Here is a 15,887-nt window from a genome sequence, read left to right on the forward strand (position 1 = left end):
ATAAGTTGGGCTTAAGGATTTATCTTAAAAACTGGCTTGTTTTAATCTGCAATAGTATCATGGCATCATTTTGTAACCAAATATGGTTGAAGGATGCGAGAGAAACCTTTTTGTTCGAAAAGAACAGTAATTGCAAAAACCCGATTATTTACTATCGAAGAAATGCAATTGAAATTTGCTAATGGAGCACATCGTCTATACGAGCGTATTCGCAGCCATGGGCACGGTGCGGTGATGATGGTTGCCATTACGCCAGGGCAATCCTTGTTGCTGGTCCGTGAGTATGCCGCGGGTACGGATACTTATGAATTGGCTTTTCCCAAAGGACTGGTGGACAGTGGCGAGTCATGTCTTGACGCAGCTAACAGGGAATTGCAGGAGGAAGTCGGTTTTGCTGCGAAGAAGCTGACCTGGTTAAGATCCATGACTCTTGCGCCAGGATATTTCGGTGCTCGACTGGATCTGGTGGTTGCACAGCAGTTGTACCCCTCTGTACTGCCAGGGGATGAGCCGGAGTTGCCGGAAGTGGTTGAATGGCCGGTAACAGCAATGGAAGATTTATTGCTAAGGCCGGACTTTACTGAAGCGCGCAGTATAGCGGCTTTATACTTAATTAAAGATTGGTTGAACAAGAAGGAAAAATAAAAATGAATGAACGTGTAAGAGTTGCTGTGACCGGCGCTGCCGGACAGATTGGGTATGCTTTATTGTTCCGTATTGCTTCAGGTCAGATGTTTGGCCCACATACGGATGTGGAATTAAATCTGCTGGAACTTGAGGATGCACTGCCGGCACTCAACGGTGTTGCTATGGAGCTTGAAGATTGTGCTTTTCCCTTACTAAAGCGTATTGTTTGTACTTCCGAATTGAAAACCGCAATGGATGGCATTAACTGGGCCTTACTGGTGGGCTCTGTTCCTCGTAAACAAGGTATGGAACGTGCTGATTTATTGGAAATTAACGGTGGTATTTTCACCAAGCAGGGTAAAGCCATTAATAACTATGCCAGTGATGATATTCGTGTTTTTGTGGTGGGTAACCCTTGCAATACGAATTGCCTTATTGCCAAGCATCATGCCAAAGATATCCCGGATGATCGCTTTTTTGCAATGACGACTCTGGATGAATTACGTGCCAGAACTCAGCTGGCTAAAAAAGCAGACGTTGACATTACAGCCGTCAACCAGATGACGATTTGGGGTAATCATTCCTCAACTCAGTTCCCTGATTTTTATAATGCCAAAATTAATGGCTATTCAGCCGCAAAAGTCATCGATGATGAGTCTTGGCTAAAAAATGAGTTTGTCTCAAAAGTACAGCAACGGGGCGCTGAGATCATTAAGGCAAGAGGCTCCTCATCTGCCGCTTCTGCCGCCAACGCAATTATTGTGGGCGTGAATAATTTAATCCATGATACAGCAGATAATGAAAGTTTTTCCATGTGCCTGAGCTCTGAAGGTGAATATGGGGTGAATGAAGGTTTGATTTTCTCTTATCCTTGCCGCAGAGTTCATTCCGAGTTGCGCGTGGTAGAAGATTTGCCTTTTAATGACTATAGCCAGCAAAAATTTAATTCCACATTGGATGAATTACGCAAAGAGCGTGATACTGTCAAGGAATTAGGATTACTTGATTAATCCAATGATCCCGCGACTTGCTTCGCGGGATATAAGCATTTCAGGATTTTTTATTATCAGACATTTTAACAACACCACAGGCAATGCGGTCACCGCCACCGCCAAGCTTGGGAGTATCACTGTAGTTATCTCCACCGGCATGAATCATGACAGTCAAACCCTTTAAATCCTTTACTTTCAAACGGGGAGCCAGTGTAGGTACATCGGCCTTGTCTTCTTTATTGACATAAAGAACAGGTAGGTCGCCTAAATGTCCCTTTCCATAGGGGCCTTGGTGAGTATTGGTTTTTTTGGGGTCAAAGTGTCCACCGGCGGCTTGCCCTTTATCAGCGCAACTGGGATTTTGATGTAAATGTAAGCCATGAAGCCCAGGAGGTAATTGGCTTAAATCAGGCGTAACCAGCAGTCCGTATTTGGTGTCTTTAAATTGAATATCACCTATGGGTTTGTCATTTCCTGTTTTGTATATCTTTACCGAAATCTCCGCAGCATATATATTGAAGGAAAATATTAAAGTGGAAAGAAAAATCAAATATTTTTTCATGATATGTCCTTATAAAATAATCATCCTTCAAAAAATAACCTAAGAGCAGGTATTTGGCAAATGTCTATTTTAGATTCTTATGGAATCGCAGAATTTTCTAAAAAACAGGTCATTTTTCTTTGGAAGACAAGTGCACAGAACCTAGCGAAAACCGTGCAGGTTTTGTTAAAATATTATTCTTTTTGTGGCTGGGAGTAACATTTCGTGACATCTCTAAAAGTTAATTCGGCGTTAGCAGCCACTATTGTGTTGTGGGCTTCGGCTTTTGTAGGTATTCGTTATGGGCTGACGACCTATTCCCCCGGCTCATTAGCCTTATTGCGGTTTATCGTAGCTTCATTTTCAATGGCTGTTATCTACAGAAGCATGAAGATAAAAAAATCGGTGCAGTGGATGGATCGTTTGCAATTACTCTTTCTGGGGATGGTCGGCATCGGTCTTTATAATATTTGTTTAAATTACGGTGAAATGACGGTGTCAGCGGGCATGGCCAGTTTTATCATTGGTTTAATGCCTGTAATGACGATTATCATGTCAGTTTTTTTCTTAAAAGAACAACAAGGGATGGTGGTGTGGTTTGGAGTTGCGGTCAGTTTTTTGGGATTGTTTATTATTATTCTTGGTGAACAAACGCAAGTTCAATTATCAGGAGGTGTGTGGATCATTGTGATCTCGGCATTTACAGGAGCTGTATATTCATTAATGTCAAGACATTATTTACAGCGCTATCATCCTGTCGCTGTGACTTCCTGGATTATATGGGGAGGCACACTGATGCTGATGATGTTTTTTCCTGCATTGGCAGGTGAAATATTGCAGGCTAACTCTCAAGCCACTTTAGCCGTGATTTATATGGGAGTTTTTCCTGCGGCATTAGCTTATGTTGCATGGAGTTATGTTCTGAATCACCTGCCCGCTTCCAATGCTGCAATGTATCTGTACGGTTTGCCGATAGTTTCTACGTTAATGGGATTTATTTTTTTACATGAAATGCCTTCTTTACTCTCCTTTATCGGCGGCTTGATTGCCCTTGCCGGGGCTTTTATCGCGAATCGTTTTCGTTTGTCGCAATCTCTAAAGACCAACCATGCAGCCATCGGTAATATAAGCTCTGCCAAGGTATAATACCGATAATCCCTCCTGCAGTTACCAAAAGGCAGGCAATAATAAGTTCGATGGTGGGTTCAGCCATGCCAAAAAATATCAGAAAACCGATGGAAAGTATTGGATTGCCATAAGATAAAATACTTAATAATTTGAAATCGCCACGTTTGATGCCAAAATCCCAAAAGAAATAGGCTAGACATTGAGTGGTCATTCCCATCATAATGAGAATAATCCATTGGCTTCCTGTAGGGAGATAATGAGGCTCAAAGTAAAAGTGGATGATTAATGAGCAGAGGGCACCAACGCCACAATACATCCCGATCATCTCAACAGGGCTTTTTCCATAGCGGCGGGCCACCAGTGTATAAACAGACCAGACAATGGCGTCAAGAAAAGCTAGAATATAACCAAATAGATACTGGCTATCAAATCCCTGGCCATTTTTGTTGATAAGTACGAAAACACCAGCAAACCCCATAGACGCGGCTATAATATGGCGTAAGCTAAGTTTTTCATCGGGCAATAAGCCTGTAAATAAAATAACAATCACCGGCCAGAGATAATTGATTAAATCTGCTTGTGCAGCAGGAGCATGTTTAAAAGCGGCAAGGTAAAGAAGATCATTGCCGTAAATGCCCAGAAAACCAATAAGCCATAAAAGCCAAGGTTGTTTTAGTTTTGACCATTGTTTGAGAAGAGTAAGTCGGGTAGCGGAAAACAGAAAGCTGACAGTAAATACAATGGTTAAAGTTTCAAAGACAGGAATGTTTTTAATGCGAACGGCAAAAGGAGCAGCAAGGGCCCAGAAAACCAGTGCAGTATATCCTATCCAGGTAGGATACTTCTTGATTTGCATGGTATTGCGTTAAGTTGAGTGTGTTCCTGATTATGGTAGCAATCTTGAATAATATAAGCAAATTTCGCAAAATGATGGGATGCAGTTATACTGTTTATTTATTTTTGATGAATGAGAGTTAACATGGAGCTAGTTGTCGACAATCCGCCTTTTAAATCCTTAATGGAGCCTCTTGATTTGGGCTTTACTCAATTGAAAAATCGCTTGTTAATGGGATCAATGCATACCGGCCTTGAAGAAGATAAGGAAAGCCTGCACCGTTTAGCGATGTTTTATCGAGATAGGGCTTTAGGAGGTGTGGGCTTAATTGTAACCGGCGGTTTTGCCCCTAATCGTTCCGGACGACTTGCGCCATTTTCAGCAAAGCTGACCAATAAAAAGGAGCAGCGACGTCATGAGTTGATCAGCCATACGGTGCATGAGGCAGGAGGGAAAATCGCTCTGCAGATTCTACATGCCGGACGTTATGGATATCATCCTTTTATTGTCGCTCCAAGCGGCTTGAAATCACCAATCAGCCCCTTTAAACCCTGGGTAATGACTCATGCTCGTATCTTAAAAACCATTCAGCATTTTGCTCGTTGTGCCCGCCTGGCCAAAAATGCCGGTTACGATGGCGTAGAAATCATGGGCAGTGAAGGGTATCTGATTAATCAGTTCATTGTTGCTCATACCAACAGGAGGCAGGATGCCTGGGGAGGCAGTTTTGCCAAACGCATGCGTTTTCCTGTTGAAGTGGTGCGCGCTGTACGTGAAGCCGTAGGCGATGATTTTATTATCATTTATCGATTATCCATGTTGGATTTAATTGCAGAGGGCAGCAGTTGGGAAGAAATTGTCAGCCTGGCGAAAGCCATTGAAGAAGCCGGGGCAACGTTAATCAATACCGGTATTGGCTGGCATGAGGCACGCATACCCACCATTGCAACCATGGTTCCAGCGGCAGCATTTGCAGAGGTGACCCGGCGCATTAAACCGGAATTAAATATTCCTGTTATCACCTCAAATCGTATTAATACACCGGAAGTGGCTAATCGGCTTATAGAAGATGGATTTGCGGATATGGTCTCCATGGCTCGTCCTTTCCTGGCTGACGCTCAATTTGCCGAGAAGGCTAAAATTGGCGAAAGCGAAGCCATTAATGTCTGTATCGCTTGTAATCAGGCTTGTCTTGATCAAGTGTTTCAAAATAAAACCGCTTCTTGCTTAGTTAATCCAAGAGCCTGTAACGAGACAGAGTTAGTCTATCAAACGGCACATAAACCTAAAAAAATTGCTGTCGTTGGGGCAGGGCCAGCAGGATTGGCTTTTGCCGCTGTAGCCGCCGAAAGAGGTCATCTGGTGACATTATTTGAAAAAAGCGATGTTCTTGGAGGACAGTTTAACCTGTCAAAGCGCATTCCTGGAAAAGAAGTCTTTGAGCATACCATTCGCTATTTTCAATACCAGCTGGATAAATATAAGGTTGAGATATGTCTGCAAAGAGAGCCTGGGATCGAAGAATTAAAAGGATACGATGATGTGGTGTTGGCCACTGGCATTAAACCCAGGATTCCAGATATTGAAGGAATTGATCATCCAAAAGTGATGATTTATATGGATGCCATTATGCAACGGCGTGAGGTAGGGCAGACAGTTGCCATCATCGGTGCTGGCGGGATCGGTTTTGATGTTGCTGAATTTTTAACTCATGAGCGGAATGCTCCTCCTGAGCATTTTTATGCAGAATGGGGTATTGATCTTGAAGTGAAGCATCGAGGCGGGCTTAAAACACCCGAGATTAAACCAAGTTCACGCACGGTCTATCTGCTGCAACGAAAAAAGGAGAAACTTGGAAAACGTCTTGGCAAAACCACGGGTTGGATACATCGTTTAAGTCTAAAACATAAACAGGTTCAGATGATTTCCGGAGTGGTTTATGAGCGAATTGATAATGAAGGTATACATGTCCGGATTGATGACAAAACTGAATTACTTAAAGTGGATTCGGTTATTATCTGCGCAGGCCAAATCGAATTGAACGATCTCTTTGAACCTTTGAAAAAGGCTGGTATTACCACTCATTTGATTGGGGGTGCCTATAAAGCTTTGGAGCTTGATGCTCGACATGCCATTGATCAAGCTTGCCGTCTGGCTGCTATTATATGAGTCGCAAAATTGCAGTTGTTATTAATCCGATTGCAGGGAAGGGAAAAGGCAGGAAAATCTGGCAGGCAATGAGTGCCGGCTTACACGCGCTGTTTGACAATGTGGATTATCGAATGTCAAATCATGTAGATGATATAAAGCTGCTCACCCAAAGTTTGCTAGAGGAAAAACCTGATTATTTATTAGTAATTGGAGGAGATGGAACATTAAGCAGTGCTTTAAATGGGATGATTTCGACTGATAAATGGCGCGTATCTAAAACATTACTTGCTTATTTCAACGCGGGTAGTGGCGGAGATTATGCCAGGCAGTTTCCCATACAAAGAGTGACTGAATTTCTGGGCCGTTTAAAACACCATCAGCAGATCAATACCAATGTTGGCAAAATTGTATTTGCCAATGAATCCGTTCATTATTTTATCAATGTGGCAAGCTGTGGCTTTTCCGCCTATGTTGCACAACTCACTCAAAAGAGTACCTGGTTAAAAAAACTTGGGGGGCGTGTCAATTATTTTTTACATGCACTAATGGGTTTGATGAAATATAGTCAAACACGGGTTCGTGTTTCTATTGATAATTATTTCTCCCGCGAATTTAATTTATTGTTGATGGCCGTCTGCAATGGCCAGTATTTTGGTGGTCAAATGCATGTCGCGCCAATGGCAAAAGTGGATGATGCTTTACTGGATGTTGCTATTTTTCATGATTTTAATAAGTCTTCCGCTGTTTTGAAGTTAAGAAAAATTTACTCTGGTAAACATATATTGGAGCCGAATGTTCACTATTTACAGGCTAAAAAAGTTCGTATTGAATCTTTAGATAGCAAGCCATTGTTTGTGGAGGCAGACGGTGAGCTCGTTGGGCAAACACCAGTAAGCTTCGAACTATTGAATCATCCTGTCGGCATTATTCTCTGAGCCCGATCTATATTATTTTCTCATGAGTTATTTTTCAGGATTGATTTGCAGGCAAATGATTTTTTTATAAAGCAATCGCTGCAATAGTGGCAAATTAGAGAGTAACTGTTGTGAGGCCTTTGAATGGTCGCCTTCTTTTAAAGCAAGAAAGATATTAATCTCATCTTCATCATCAAGGGTTTTGTTTAAAAAAGAGCGCTTATATTTTAATTTCAGCAAATGTTCTTCTTTTTCTGTATCTTCAATAAGCTCGGATAAGGATAAGGTTAAGCCGCTTTGCAGTTCGTTGCTCGTTATTTTTTGCAAGGTTAATGACTCTCCATTCCAGTAGCATCTTTGGCAGTGATTAACGCTTGCCAGAATACGCGCCTGCTGTTTGTCGATTTGGTAGAGGTTTTGAACGGAATCATCAATGACCAGTGTTCGGTAATCAGAATTAAAATTCAGTATGTGCTTAAGTAAGCTGGATAAATAATCAGCGAGAGGTTTTAATTCTTCAAAAACAGGTGGCGTGATTTGATAGGAACTATATAGAATTAATCCGTTGTGGACATAGCAGGCTTCTTTTAACAATGCTGGATGATTCAGACAAAAATGAAAATGTTGCTCTGTGGCTTTGGGTTCAGGAATACCGGCTTTATCGAGTAAATTATCGATTTTATGATGAAAGAATCGGACGACATCGCTCAACAATAAAGGATGATTTAATTCAGTGGTTTTTTCCTGGCATAAAATTAATTTAGGCCGCCAGGCCAGCGCGTAGGGATTTTCTGCTACTAACCAGTGTAAAGCTGCATTTATCCAGAATAGCAATGCTGCTTTAAAGTCCCCCGCCGCTTCATGAAGGCTTCCAAGATTCATGTTGTAATATATGTGATCCGAAGTCGTATACCCCCCTTGAGAGATGATTTTATAGGCTTTCTCGTAATAGCTGAGAGATAAAGGGTATTCATGAGCTTTTTTATGTAAACGGGCAATATTGATAAAATTAACGTATTTTAACCCTATTGAATCAAGCTGATGATCTTGGGCAAATTGTTCAATTTTCTTCTCCAGCCGATAGGCGAGATCTGCTTTTTGTTGAAACACGCTATATAAAGCAAAAATATTCAATTGATATAAAGAAAACTCGTCGGCTAAGGGTAAATGCTCATTAATGCCAGCCTTTTCAAAATAAATTTCAGCGATGTCCAAATGCCGTGTTAAAGTGGCTGCATAGGCTTTGAGATAATAAAGATATTTTGTCGAATCAGCATCTACACCAGAAAAAAACGGTGGATAGGGTTCTAATGCCAGCTTTTCGTATTGATGAGAATGAAAACGAATAAGCTGTAAATGTAACAATAACATGTCAGCATCTTGTATGTTTTCGCAAGAAGAACGTGCCTCTTCCAAAAGATGGGTTCCTATCTCGTAGGCTCCGGTTTTTAATAATGTCCACGCATAACCGATTAACAGATTGATATTTAAAGCTGAATCAAATTTAAAACCTTTTGATGCCAAAACTGCCTGTTGATGAGGCCTTAGTTCTTTTAGTTGAGCCTGATGAAATGCCTGGATGGTATTGGACTTTGCAAAATGAATATCCACTGAGTTTTTTGCAGTAAAGAGTTGAGTTAATTGTTCTCGACATGGATTTTCATCTTCCGCGATATAAAAAAATAAAGTCAATTGCGGTAATTCTTCGGCCAACAATAAAAGCGAGTAAAGGTTATCAGAGCTTAGCCTGCGTTCATCAAGATAAATATGGATGCAAAGCGTTTTAGATAAATAAGGAGATAAATATTTGATTAATTGCTGAGCTCTTATAGGGACAATATTTCCCAATGATTCAAGATTAATCCATTCATTGGGAGAGTTTAATTCCCCGAAGGGGGTAAAAGCCAATCGACTAACATCCAGATAGGCTTTTTTATCTGTCTGGAAGGCTAAATCAAGCAGTAATTGAAAAGGACATAACAAGGAGTAGCTTAAATTGGTATATAATGACATAAATCACTCACAGTTCACCAGGCAGGATATCTGTTTTAACTCTAAAAACGGTGCTTAACCGTTTAGATGATTTCAGATTAGCCTTCACACAAAAATGTATATTTTTTATCAGTAGATTGTTTAACCGCGGGCCGATGGGGCCCACGATTTGCAATTAAACATTCATTGCATAGTTAACACCAAGAGAAAGCACTAAGTCTCCATGACTGTGCGAGTCATTGACAGGAATTTGATATTCAGCGTTAAATTTAACATTGAAGTTATTGGCAAATCGCTGCATTACAAAAGCCTCAACGATAGGATCAATTCTTGTACTTTCACCGGCTAAAGAATGAGATCTTTCTGTACCTGGCTCTGCACGTGGACCTTCAAGGTATTCTCCATCATTGTTGTTAGTAATGACGGCACCGGCACCAATACCAAAAGAGGTATTATTAATATCGCCGAATACTCTGTCTGCACTGAAAACCAAGCGTACAGGAGAAAGGCTGACAGAGGTATCATGCCGGCGATTTCTTTCGGTTTCTGTGCCATACATGCTTAAGCGGGAGTTCAATAGCCAGTTGGGAACGTAGTAGGAGAGTCCGATGTATCCGCCATAGAAGTTTTCCGGGTAAAAATCGCTAGGGTCTATCGGGAATCCAAAGGGGAAAAAAGCGGTACGGGACTCTGGAGGAACAACACGATCCTTATAAAAAGTATGCAGATAACTAAATCCACCTTCAATCATCAGTTGATGATGATCAATGACTGCAGGTCCCATGGTTCCTGCATAAGATACGGCAGAACTGGCAGCGAGAACGATCGCAGTTAAGCAATTTTTTTTCATTAGTATGGCCTCTCTTTGGGTTTGAAACTTTTAAATCAAAGAGGATGATACTTTCAAAAATACATCTGGAAATTAACCATCCTTATTAATTTAAATCAGACAATCGTACATCTTGTACTTCGCCATTCTATACTCGTTGTAATTTAATTTGCAACATTCCATAGTAAGATTTTATATTGATCAGGACTTACGAAAAACGCCAATCGCTTCGTTATAAAAAGTTTTCAATTAGATTATTTATTCAGCTAATAGCCATAAAAACTTTCTCATTGAGCTTTTTGCGCTCGAACCTGCGTTGGCTGGAAAAGATAGAAATAGAAAAATTAAAGATCCTGTGATCCTTTGGAGTTCTCATGCGGCAATTATTGCAACGGGTAAAAACATTATCGGTTTTTGCTTTGCCTATCAGCATCACCGGTGTTGTCAATATCCTCACCAATTTTATAGCCATGGTTTTCATTGCCGGACTTGGTATGGAACAAGTGGCGGCCGCTACATTGGCCACATCGACTTATATAACTATCTTTGTCACGGCTACGAGTGTTTTGTACTCCATCAGTATACTTATTGGTTATTCTTTCGTTGATGCGCAGGAAAAAGCAGCGGAAGAAATAGGAGAGTTATTCAGAAGTAGTCTTTGGGTGTCTTTATTTCTTGCTATACCAACCAGTTTGCTCTTGTGGTTTGGTAGTGATTTATTGTTATTTTTCGGCCAGAAAAAAAGTTTGGCTCAGCTGACCACCGTTTATTTTCATTTTGCGGCTTTCTCTGTATTGCCTTCACTTATTGCCATGTCCATTGCTCAATTTTATATTGGCATTGGAAGGCCTCGTTTTGGATTGTTTTCTTCCTTGTTGCGTTTACCTTTCGCTGTATTTTTTTCCTATGCGTTTATTCGAGGACATTTTGGATTTCCTAAACTGGATATAGGTGGTATGACATGTGCCAATCTTATCGTGCAAATACTTTATTGCATCAGTATTCTCATTTTCATGCGTTTTAGTACGAAACTGCAGCAATATCAATTGTTCAGTCATGGTCTAAGGTTTAACAGGAAAGTCATTCAGAACATTCTGTTCATAGGTGTTCCTATAGGAATACAGTTTGGCGGTGAGCTGCTCGTTATGACCATCATGACGTATTTAATGAGCTATTTTGGAACAGTACCACTGGCAGCTTCTCAGGTGGTTTCCCAGTTTGGTCTGGTGTCTATCATGATGATATTGGGCATTACCCAGGCAGGATCTGTTTTGGTTAGCGGCGCTCATCGCCAGAATAATACAGGTTTAATTAAACAGTATTCGCAGGCGACACAAATTATTATTTTGTTCTTTTTTCTATTTGTATCCTGGTTATTTTATTTTTTTCACGATGTGTTTTTAAACTTATTTTTTGATGTTTCACTTCCGGAAAATCAACTATTTAAACATTATACTTTGGTGTTTTTCGTGATCATGCTGTTGACTATGTATTTCGATGCCATAAGAAATGCTTTTAGTGCCGTTTTAAGGGGGATGCATGATTCAAAAACACCCATGCATATTGGCTTAATTTGTTTATGGCTTGTTTCTTTACCTTGCGCCTATTTTGTTGCTTTTGTGCTTAAATTTGGCGCAGTGGGTTTGCAGGCAGGTTTTATAAGTGGTTTTTTACTGGCAAACTTTCTGTTATTGTATCGAATAAATCGGAAAATTCCGAAAAATAATTTTGACTCAAGCGAAAGGTAAACAAATTGGTAGGTTAGGATCTGTTGACATTTCGTTTTTATGAACTCGCTCAAATGTTTACGTGCTGCGGATAAGCCGAGGTATTAGGGACTATAGAGCAAATGTCAACACGCTCTAATAAAGTTTTTTTTTAATTTATGATAAGGAGGTTGTATGTTAAATGAAGCTAATGCTCTTGATTTTGAAATTCTTTATGACGACGCGGTTAGCATTGATTCTTCACTGAGTTCCTGCTGCTGTTCCTGTTGTAGTTCCTGCTGCTGTTCTGCTGCCTGTTCATCAGACTGTGAAGAGTTTTCGGAGAATTGATCTTTTGCCGAAGCAATAGAATGGACCTCTTTCGAATTTTCATGAACTGATGTGAACATTCTGTTTCTGCGCTCCGTTTCTCTTTGCTTTTCTCGCTCTCCAGCAGATTTCGTAAGAGGTCTGATGATTGCTTCGGAAGAAATCACAAACGAGTTTTATTATGTACATGATCAATGATTATCAGCTAATAGAAAGAGATAGTGATCTTTATTTAAATAATTACAATAAGGGTATTAAAATTTCCAGCTCCAAGCTTAAGCAGATTTTAGTGTTGTTGCAAAAACAGGATAAGCTTGAAATTTCAGAGCAGCAGTTAGAGGATATGGCCAGACAGTTTGAAACAGAGGTTTCAGAACTTAAGCAGGTACTTATAGAAAAACTCTCTGTGCTTAAGCCCTTAACTTCCAGGAAGTTTTCCTGCATCTATATCAATGCCGATGATGATTTTATTGCAGATGCCTTATTTGATTCTTTTAATAAGGAATACAGGGTAGAAAAAGTGGATACCGAATCTTTTACCTGCCAACCCAAATCACTACTTTTATTTTTTCGTCGCAATTATTCGCATCAGGACTTCAAAAAAGTATTTCACTGTCTTTCGGATGATGTTTACCTGATTACCGCAGGTGTTGTACACAATATCCTGGTTATCGATAATCTTTATTATCGAAACAGTGGTTTGCCAACACATTTTTCCAATTTTAGTAATCTTTTAGCCAGCGTGTATAGTAATTTGTCGGTCACAAAAAATAACTGGCTGCTCTTTTATCGTTCATTATTAAAAGATCGCGCTGAACAATTCCCTGATCCTAAGATTAACCTGTCACAGAAAGGATATATTGCTCACTGTCTATCCAGATTTGCTGCTCAATATACCCATTTCTGGAATTTTCCAATGACGCTAGACGCTGTAAACTGGTTCTGGCATGTTGATTTGAACGGACTTACGGTGTTTAAAGAGGTTGCTGTTCATTCGCCTTATTCTGAATATGATATGAATCTTAAACTCTCGGACTCTGTTTTAAAAGAGGAAGCGCAGTGTTAGAAGTGGATAAGAAAAAAACATTTATCAGCAGTCATGTGGAAAATTATATTGACAGCAAGGTACATAATGAAGTGAGCAAAGCTTATGCAAAAGAATGCATCAGCTTGATTGATCATGGGTTTGCCGCTATCAGCTCTGTGGAAGAGGCGATTATTGAGCGAGTACAATTTACAGAATGTGAAATATCGCCATTTCATAAAAATGATATTGATTGTTCTGATACTGAGGAGCGCCAGTTTCATCGCCAGCCTAGCTCCATCCACTTCTCCAGCCAAAAAATGAATTTTATTCAATTACAATCCTTTTTGATTCAGAGCTTTTCTCCTGATGAGCATGGAAGAAGACCTTATCCTTCTGCTGGAGGATTGTATCCTGTAGAACCGTTGGTGTTTCTTTTTGAGGATCGTATTCAAACAGAGCATTCATTGATTTCCGGTTGCTATCATTTTCGACCGGTTTCGAGAACCTTGCAGTTGATTAAACCCATGACAGCAGAGCATTTTTATAGCCGCTTATTGCATCATCTTATTGCTCAGCAAAAACGACCGGCTTTTTGTCTGCTATATCTGGCTCATCTTGGAAAATCGATTTTTAAATATCGTTATCGGGGTTACAGGCATGCGGTCATGGAAGCTGGTTCGATGTATCAGCAGGCCATTATCACTTCACAGGCGCTGGGACTGAGCAATACAGTCTGGTCTTCCTTTGCTGAATATGAGTTTCTGGCGGCTTTGGGTTTAGATCCTGGTGCTTTTATGCCATTGATGATGCAACTTTTTGGTTATATTGAGTGAGAAATGATAAATTTAGCGTTTGATAAATTGGATTTCAGTCCTTTATGCCGTGCTACACATGCGGCTGTTGACTATCCGATACACCTGAAAATTTTTACCAATCATTTGCTTTATGTTCCTCGTTCAGCGGGTTGTGACGGTATGATCGGTTATGGTGGCGGAACTGGAACTGGCTTTAATCTGGCCCGTAAAGCCTATGGGGAGTTTTTGGAGCGAAACCATTTTTTTACTGGCGTACCTATAACGGCTCGCAAGCCTTTGTCAGAAGTAAAGACGCCTACACTGTCGGCGAAATTGAAGACGCTATGTCAGGAGCTTCAAATTAATGAATCATTAAATATAGATGAACACGCTTTTTGTTTTACACAGGTAGAGGATTTATTTAACGGTCAAGCCTGTGATTATCCTTTTAATGCCGTAAGTCTGAACGGTAAAAAAGAAGACCGTCATTTCATTCCATTCAATGACAGTTGTTCCTGTGCCTCTCACCGTTCAAAAGACAAATCATTACTTAATTCTTTATCTGAATTTATAGAACGTCAGGCACTTATCGGCAGTTGGATGGCTCGCCGCTATCGTTATCGAATCGAACCTGAATTACTGATGGAAGTAACGCCTTATTCTGAGTTAGTTAAAAATCTGCTTGATAATGGTGAACTGTATATCTTTGAGAATGGTTTGCAGTTGCCGGGTTATTCTGTCCTTATGTTTTATTTTTCCAAATCGGAGAGAGAATCTGTTCAATATTCAGTTGGAGCGAGTGCCGGCTTATCTTTGCAAAAGGCACTTATTTCTGCCCTTGAGGAACTTTGGCAGTGTTACACATTTCAATATAATGTTGAAAACACGCATCTTTTGGAAGAAAAAGCAGGTTCTGATTATCATCTCAATTTCCAGCAATGTAATCATTTGGGTGTTAAAGCTATTATTCCTTTTATGGACAATCTTTCAGAGCAGTCAATTGATGTTAAGACAACAGATGATCTGAATCAGTATCCTCCCTTTCTTTTTAATGAAGCCATAGCGGAGTTAAAGATCATTTCCTCTGAAATTTATTACTATCATCATTATGATGTTTGCACAAAAGTTCATTACACGAAAATCCTCAGTCCTGATTTCTTCATGCATATGGGAGTGGATAAACGTTTAAATTTGAATGGCGCTTATGCTCGATGCTTATCAATTTGTCCTGAGACAGCCTATAGAGAAAAGATTCCTTTCCCATAGGGTGTGCGGCCTGAGCGAATCAAGATGGCAAAACCTATCGCTGATGCTCTTTCTTCTAATCTCCTGAATTTTTCTGTTGGGAATTATACAAATGTGAATGAATATGTTATCTTGTGGCGTAAATTTATCCACTAAAGTAAAATTAATACCATGTGCAAGACAAGAAAAAAATTAACCTTAAGCAGTGGCGATCAATTTTTTTTCTGCGGTTGTCCAGATACGCGATTCAGCCCAGTAGAGTCTAATAAAATAATAAGCATTGAAATAACACCAAAGGCTTTGCAATTACTGCAGGCTGAAGGCGGTGTTAAGGATTATGTGGTGATTTCCAGAAATCCATATGAATGTTATGAAATCTATCATGCATCAGAATCTCCCATTAATGAGGAAACACCTTTGCTAGCTCAAAAGATGCATGCGATAAAATCCTGCACTTCTTCTCCAGGCGTTAAAAAAAGCATTTTTCAACCGGCAGAACCTTTTCAGAAACCGTCTGCAGCAAAAGAAGATGAAGTTCTGAAGTATTAAGACTTTGGAAAATACAACCACGAATTACCACGGCGCCGATCACAGTAATCTACACGAAGTTCTGTTTAGACCCCGCTATCAGGTAGCGGGCGGGGATTCGAAGGAAAAAATGACTTGTAAAAATACAACCACGAATTACCGCGGCATTGGCCGCAGTAATCTACACGAAGCTCTGTTTAGACCCTGCTATCAAGGAGCGGGGATCAATCTTAAAAAAATGGCTAAAG

At 40.2% G+C, this 15,887-nt stretch carries 15 protein-coding genes; 10 read left to right on the plus strand and 5 right to left on the minus strand.

Going from position 1 to position 15,887, the window contains the following annotated elements; all coding sequences use genetic code 11:
- The first annotated feature begins 93 nt into the window (after nucleotides 1-93).
- Nucleotides 94-645 (plus strand): ADP compounds hydrolase NudE, encoded by a 552-nt coding sequence (nudE, locus tag E4T55_RS12210; protein ID WP_058502816.1) that lies wholly within the window; start codon nucleotides 94-96, stop codon nucleotides 643-645.
- A gap of 2 nt (nucleotides 646-647) precedes the next feature.
- A complete protein-coding gene (locus tag E4T55_RS12215; RefSeq protein ID WP_058502815.1) occupies nucleotides 648-1,637 on the plus strand; it encodes a malate dehydrogenase in 990 nt (329 codons plus the stop codon).
- 40 nt (nucleotides 1,638-1,677) lie between these two features.
- On the opposite strand, the gene E4T55_RS12220 is transcribed toward E4T55_RS12215, so the two are convergent.
- On the minus strand, nucleotides 1,678-2,184 hold the full coding sequence (locus tag E4T55_RS12220) for a superoxide dismutase family protein (RefSeq protein WP_162262350.1): 507 nt from the start codon (nucleotides 2,182-2,184) through the stop codon (nucleotides 1,678-1,680).
- A gap of 201 nt (nucleotides 2,185-2,385) precedes the next feature.
- On the opposite strand from E4T55_RS12220, the gene E4T55_RS12225 reads away from it, so the two are divergent.
- On the plus strand, nucleotides 2,386-3,306 hold the full coding sequence (locus E4T55_RS12225) for a DMT family transporter (RefSeq protein ID WP_058502813.1): 921 nt from the start codon (nucleotides 2,386-2,388) through the stop codon (nucleotides 3,304-3,306).
- Here E4T55_RS12225 and E4T55_RS12230 read toward each other — a convergent pair.
- Nucleotides 3,224-4,144, minus strand: a complete 921-nt coding sequence (locus E4T55_RS12230; protein ID WP_058502812.1) for a DMT family transporter — start codon at nucleotides 4,142-4,144, stop codon at nucleotides 3,224-3,226. The genes E4T55_RS12225 and E4T55_RS12230 overlap by 83 nt on opposite strands.
- 123 nt (nucleotides 4,145-4,267) lie before the next feature.
- On the opposite strand from E4T55_RS12230, the gene E4T55_RS12235 reads away from it, so the two are divergent.
- Both E4T55_RS12235 and E4T55_RS12240 read left to right on the plus strand, forming a co-directional pair.
- Nucleotides 4,268-6,292 carry an NADPH-dependent 2,4-dienoyl-CoA reductase gene (locus E4T55_RS12235; RefSeq protein WP_058502811.1) on the plus strand — a complete coding sequence of 675 codons (2,025 nt, stop codon included), beginning with the start codon at nucleotides 4,268-4,270 and terminating at the stop codon, nucleotides 6,290-6,292.
- Complete coding sequence (locus E4T55_RS12240) at nucleotides 6,289-7,209, plus strand: diacylglycerol/lipid kinase family protein (RefSeq protein WP_058502810.1); 921 nt, start codon at nucleotides 6,289-6,291, stop codon at nucleotides 7,207-7,209. The genes E4T55_RS12235 and E4T55_RS12240 overlap by 4 nt, the downstream gene beginning before the upstream one ends.
- Before the next feature lie 27 nt (nucleotides 7,210-7,236).
- Here E4T55_RS12240 and E4T55_RS12245 read toward each other — a convergent pair whose 3' ends face one another.
- Together E4T55_RS12245 and E4T55_RS12250 are read right to left on the minus strand one after the other, a co-directional pair.
- Nucleotides 7,237-9,201, minus strand: coding sequence for a hypothetical protein (locus tag E4T55_RS12245; RefSeq protein WP_058502809.1), 1,965 nt, complete (start codon nucleotides 9,199-9,201; stop codon nucleotides 7,237-7,239).
- A gap of 154 nt (nucleotides 9,202-9,355) precedes the next feature.
- Nucleotides 9,356-10,030, minus strand: a complete 675-nt coding sequence (locus E4T55_RS12250) for a hypothetical protein (protein WP_058502808.1) — start codon at nucleotides 10,028-10,030, stop codon at nucleotides 9,356-9,358.
- Nucleotides 10,031-10,383: 353 nt separating this feature from the next.
- Between E4T55_RS12250 and E4T55_RS12255 the strand changes: the two genes are divergently transcribed.
- A complete protein-coding gene (locus E4T55_RS12255) occupies nucleotides 10,384-11,757 on the plus strand; it encodes an MATE family efflux transporter (RefSeq protein WP_058502807.1) in 1,374 nt (457 codons plus the stop codon).
- A gap of 191 nt (nucleotides 11,758-11,948) precedes the next feature.
- Here the strand turns inward: E4T55_RS12255 and E4T55_RS15270 are convergent, their stop codons facing one another.
- Nucleotides 11,949-12,125 (minus strand): hypothetical protein, encoded by a 177-nt coding sequence (locus E4T55_RS15270; protein WP_156411826.1) that lies wholly within the window; start codon nucleotides 12,123-12,125, stop codon nucleotides 11,949-11,951.
- 101 nt (nucleotides 12,126-12,226) lie between these two features.
- On the opposite strand from E4T55_RS15270, the gene E4T55_RS12260 reads away from it, so the two are divergent.
- The 4 genes from E4T55_RS12260 (at nucleotide 12,227) to E4T55_RS12275 (ending at nucleotide 15,660) form a co-directional block, all read left to right on the plus strand.
- On the plus strand, nucleotides 12,227-13,111 hold the full coding sequence (locus tag E4T55_RS12260) for a hypothetical protein (protein ID WP_058502805.1): 885 nt from the start codon (nucleotides 12,227-12,229) through the stop codon (nucleotides 13,109-13,111).
- Nucleotides 13,105-13,905 carry a SagB/ThcOx family dehydrogenase gene (locus E4T55_RS12265; protein WP_058502804.1) on the plus strand — a complete coding sequence of 267 codons (801 nt, stop codon included), beginning with the start codon at nucleotides 13,105-13,107 and terminating at the stop codon, nucleotides 13,903-13,905. The genes E4T55_RS12260 and E4T55_RS12265 overlap by 7 nt, the downstream gene beginning before the upstream one ends.
- Before the next feature lie 3 nt (nucleotides 13,906-13,908).
- Nucleotides 13,909-15,132, plus strand: coding sequence for a YcaO-like family protein (locus E4T55_RS12270; RefSeq protein WP_058502803.1), 1,224 nt, complete (start codon nucleotides 13,909-13,911; stop codon nucleotides 15,130-15,132).
- Between the two features lie 150 nt (nucleotides 15,133-15,282).
- Nucleotides 15,283-15,660: a hypothetical protein gene (locus tag E4T55_RS12275; protein WP_058502802.1), complete on the plus strand. Its 378-nt coding sequence runs from the start codon at nucleotides 15,283-15,285 to the stop codon at nucleotides 15,658-15,660.
- The last annotated feature ends 227 nt before the right edge of the window (nucleotides 15,661-15,887 follow it).

The sequence above is a fragment of the Legionella israelensis genome (genome assembly GCF_004571175.1).
GTDB lineage: Bacteria > Pseudomonadota > Gammaproteobacteria > Legionellales > Legionellaceae > Legionella_D > Legionella_D israelensis.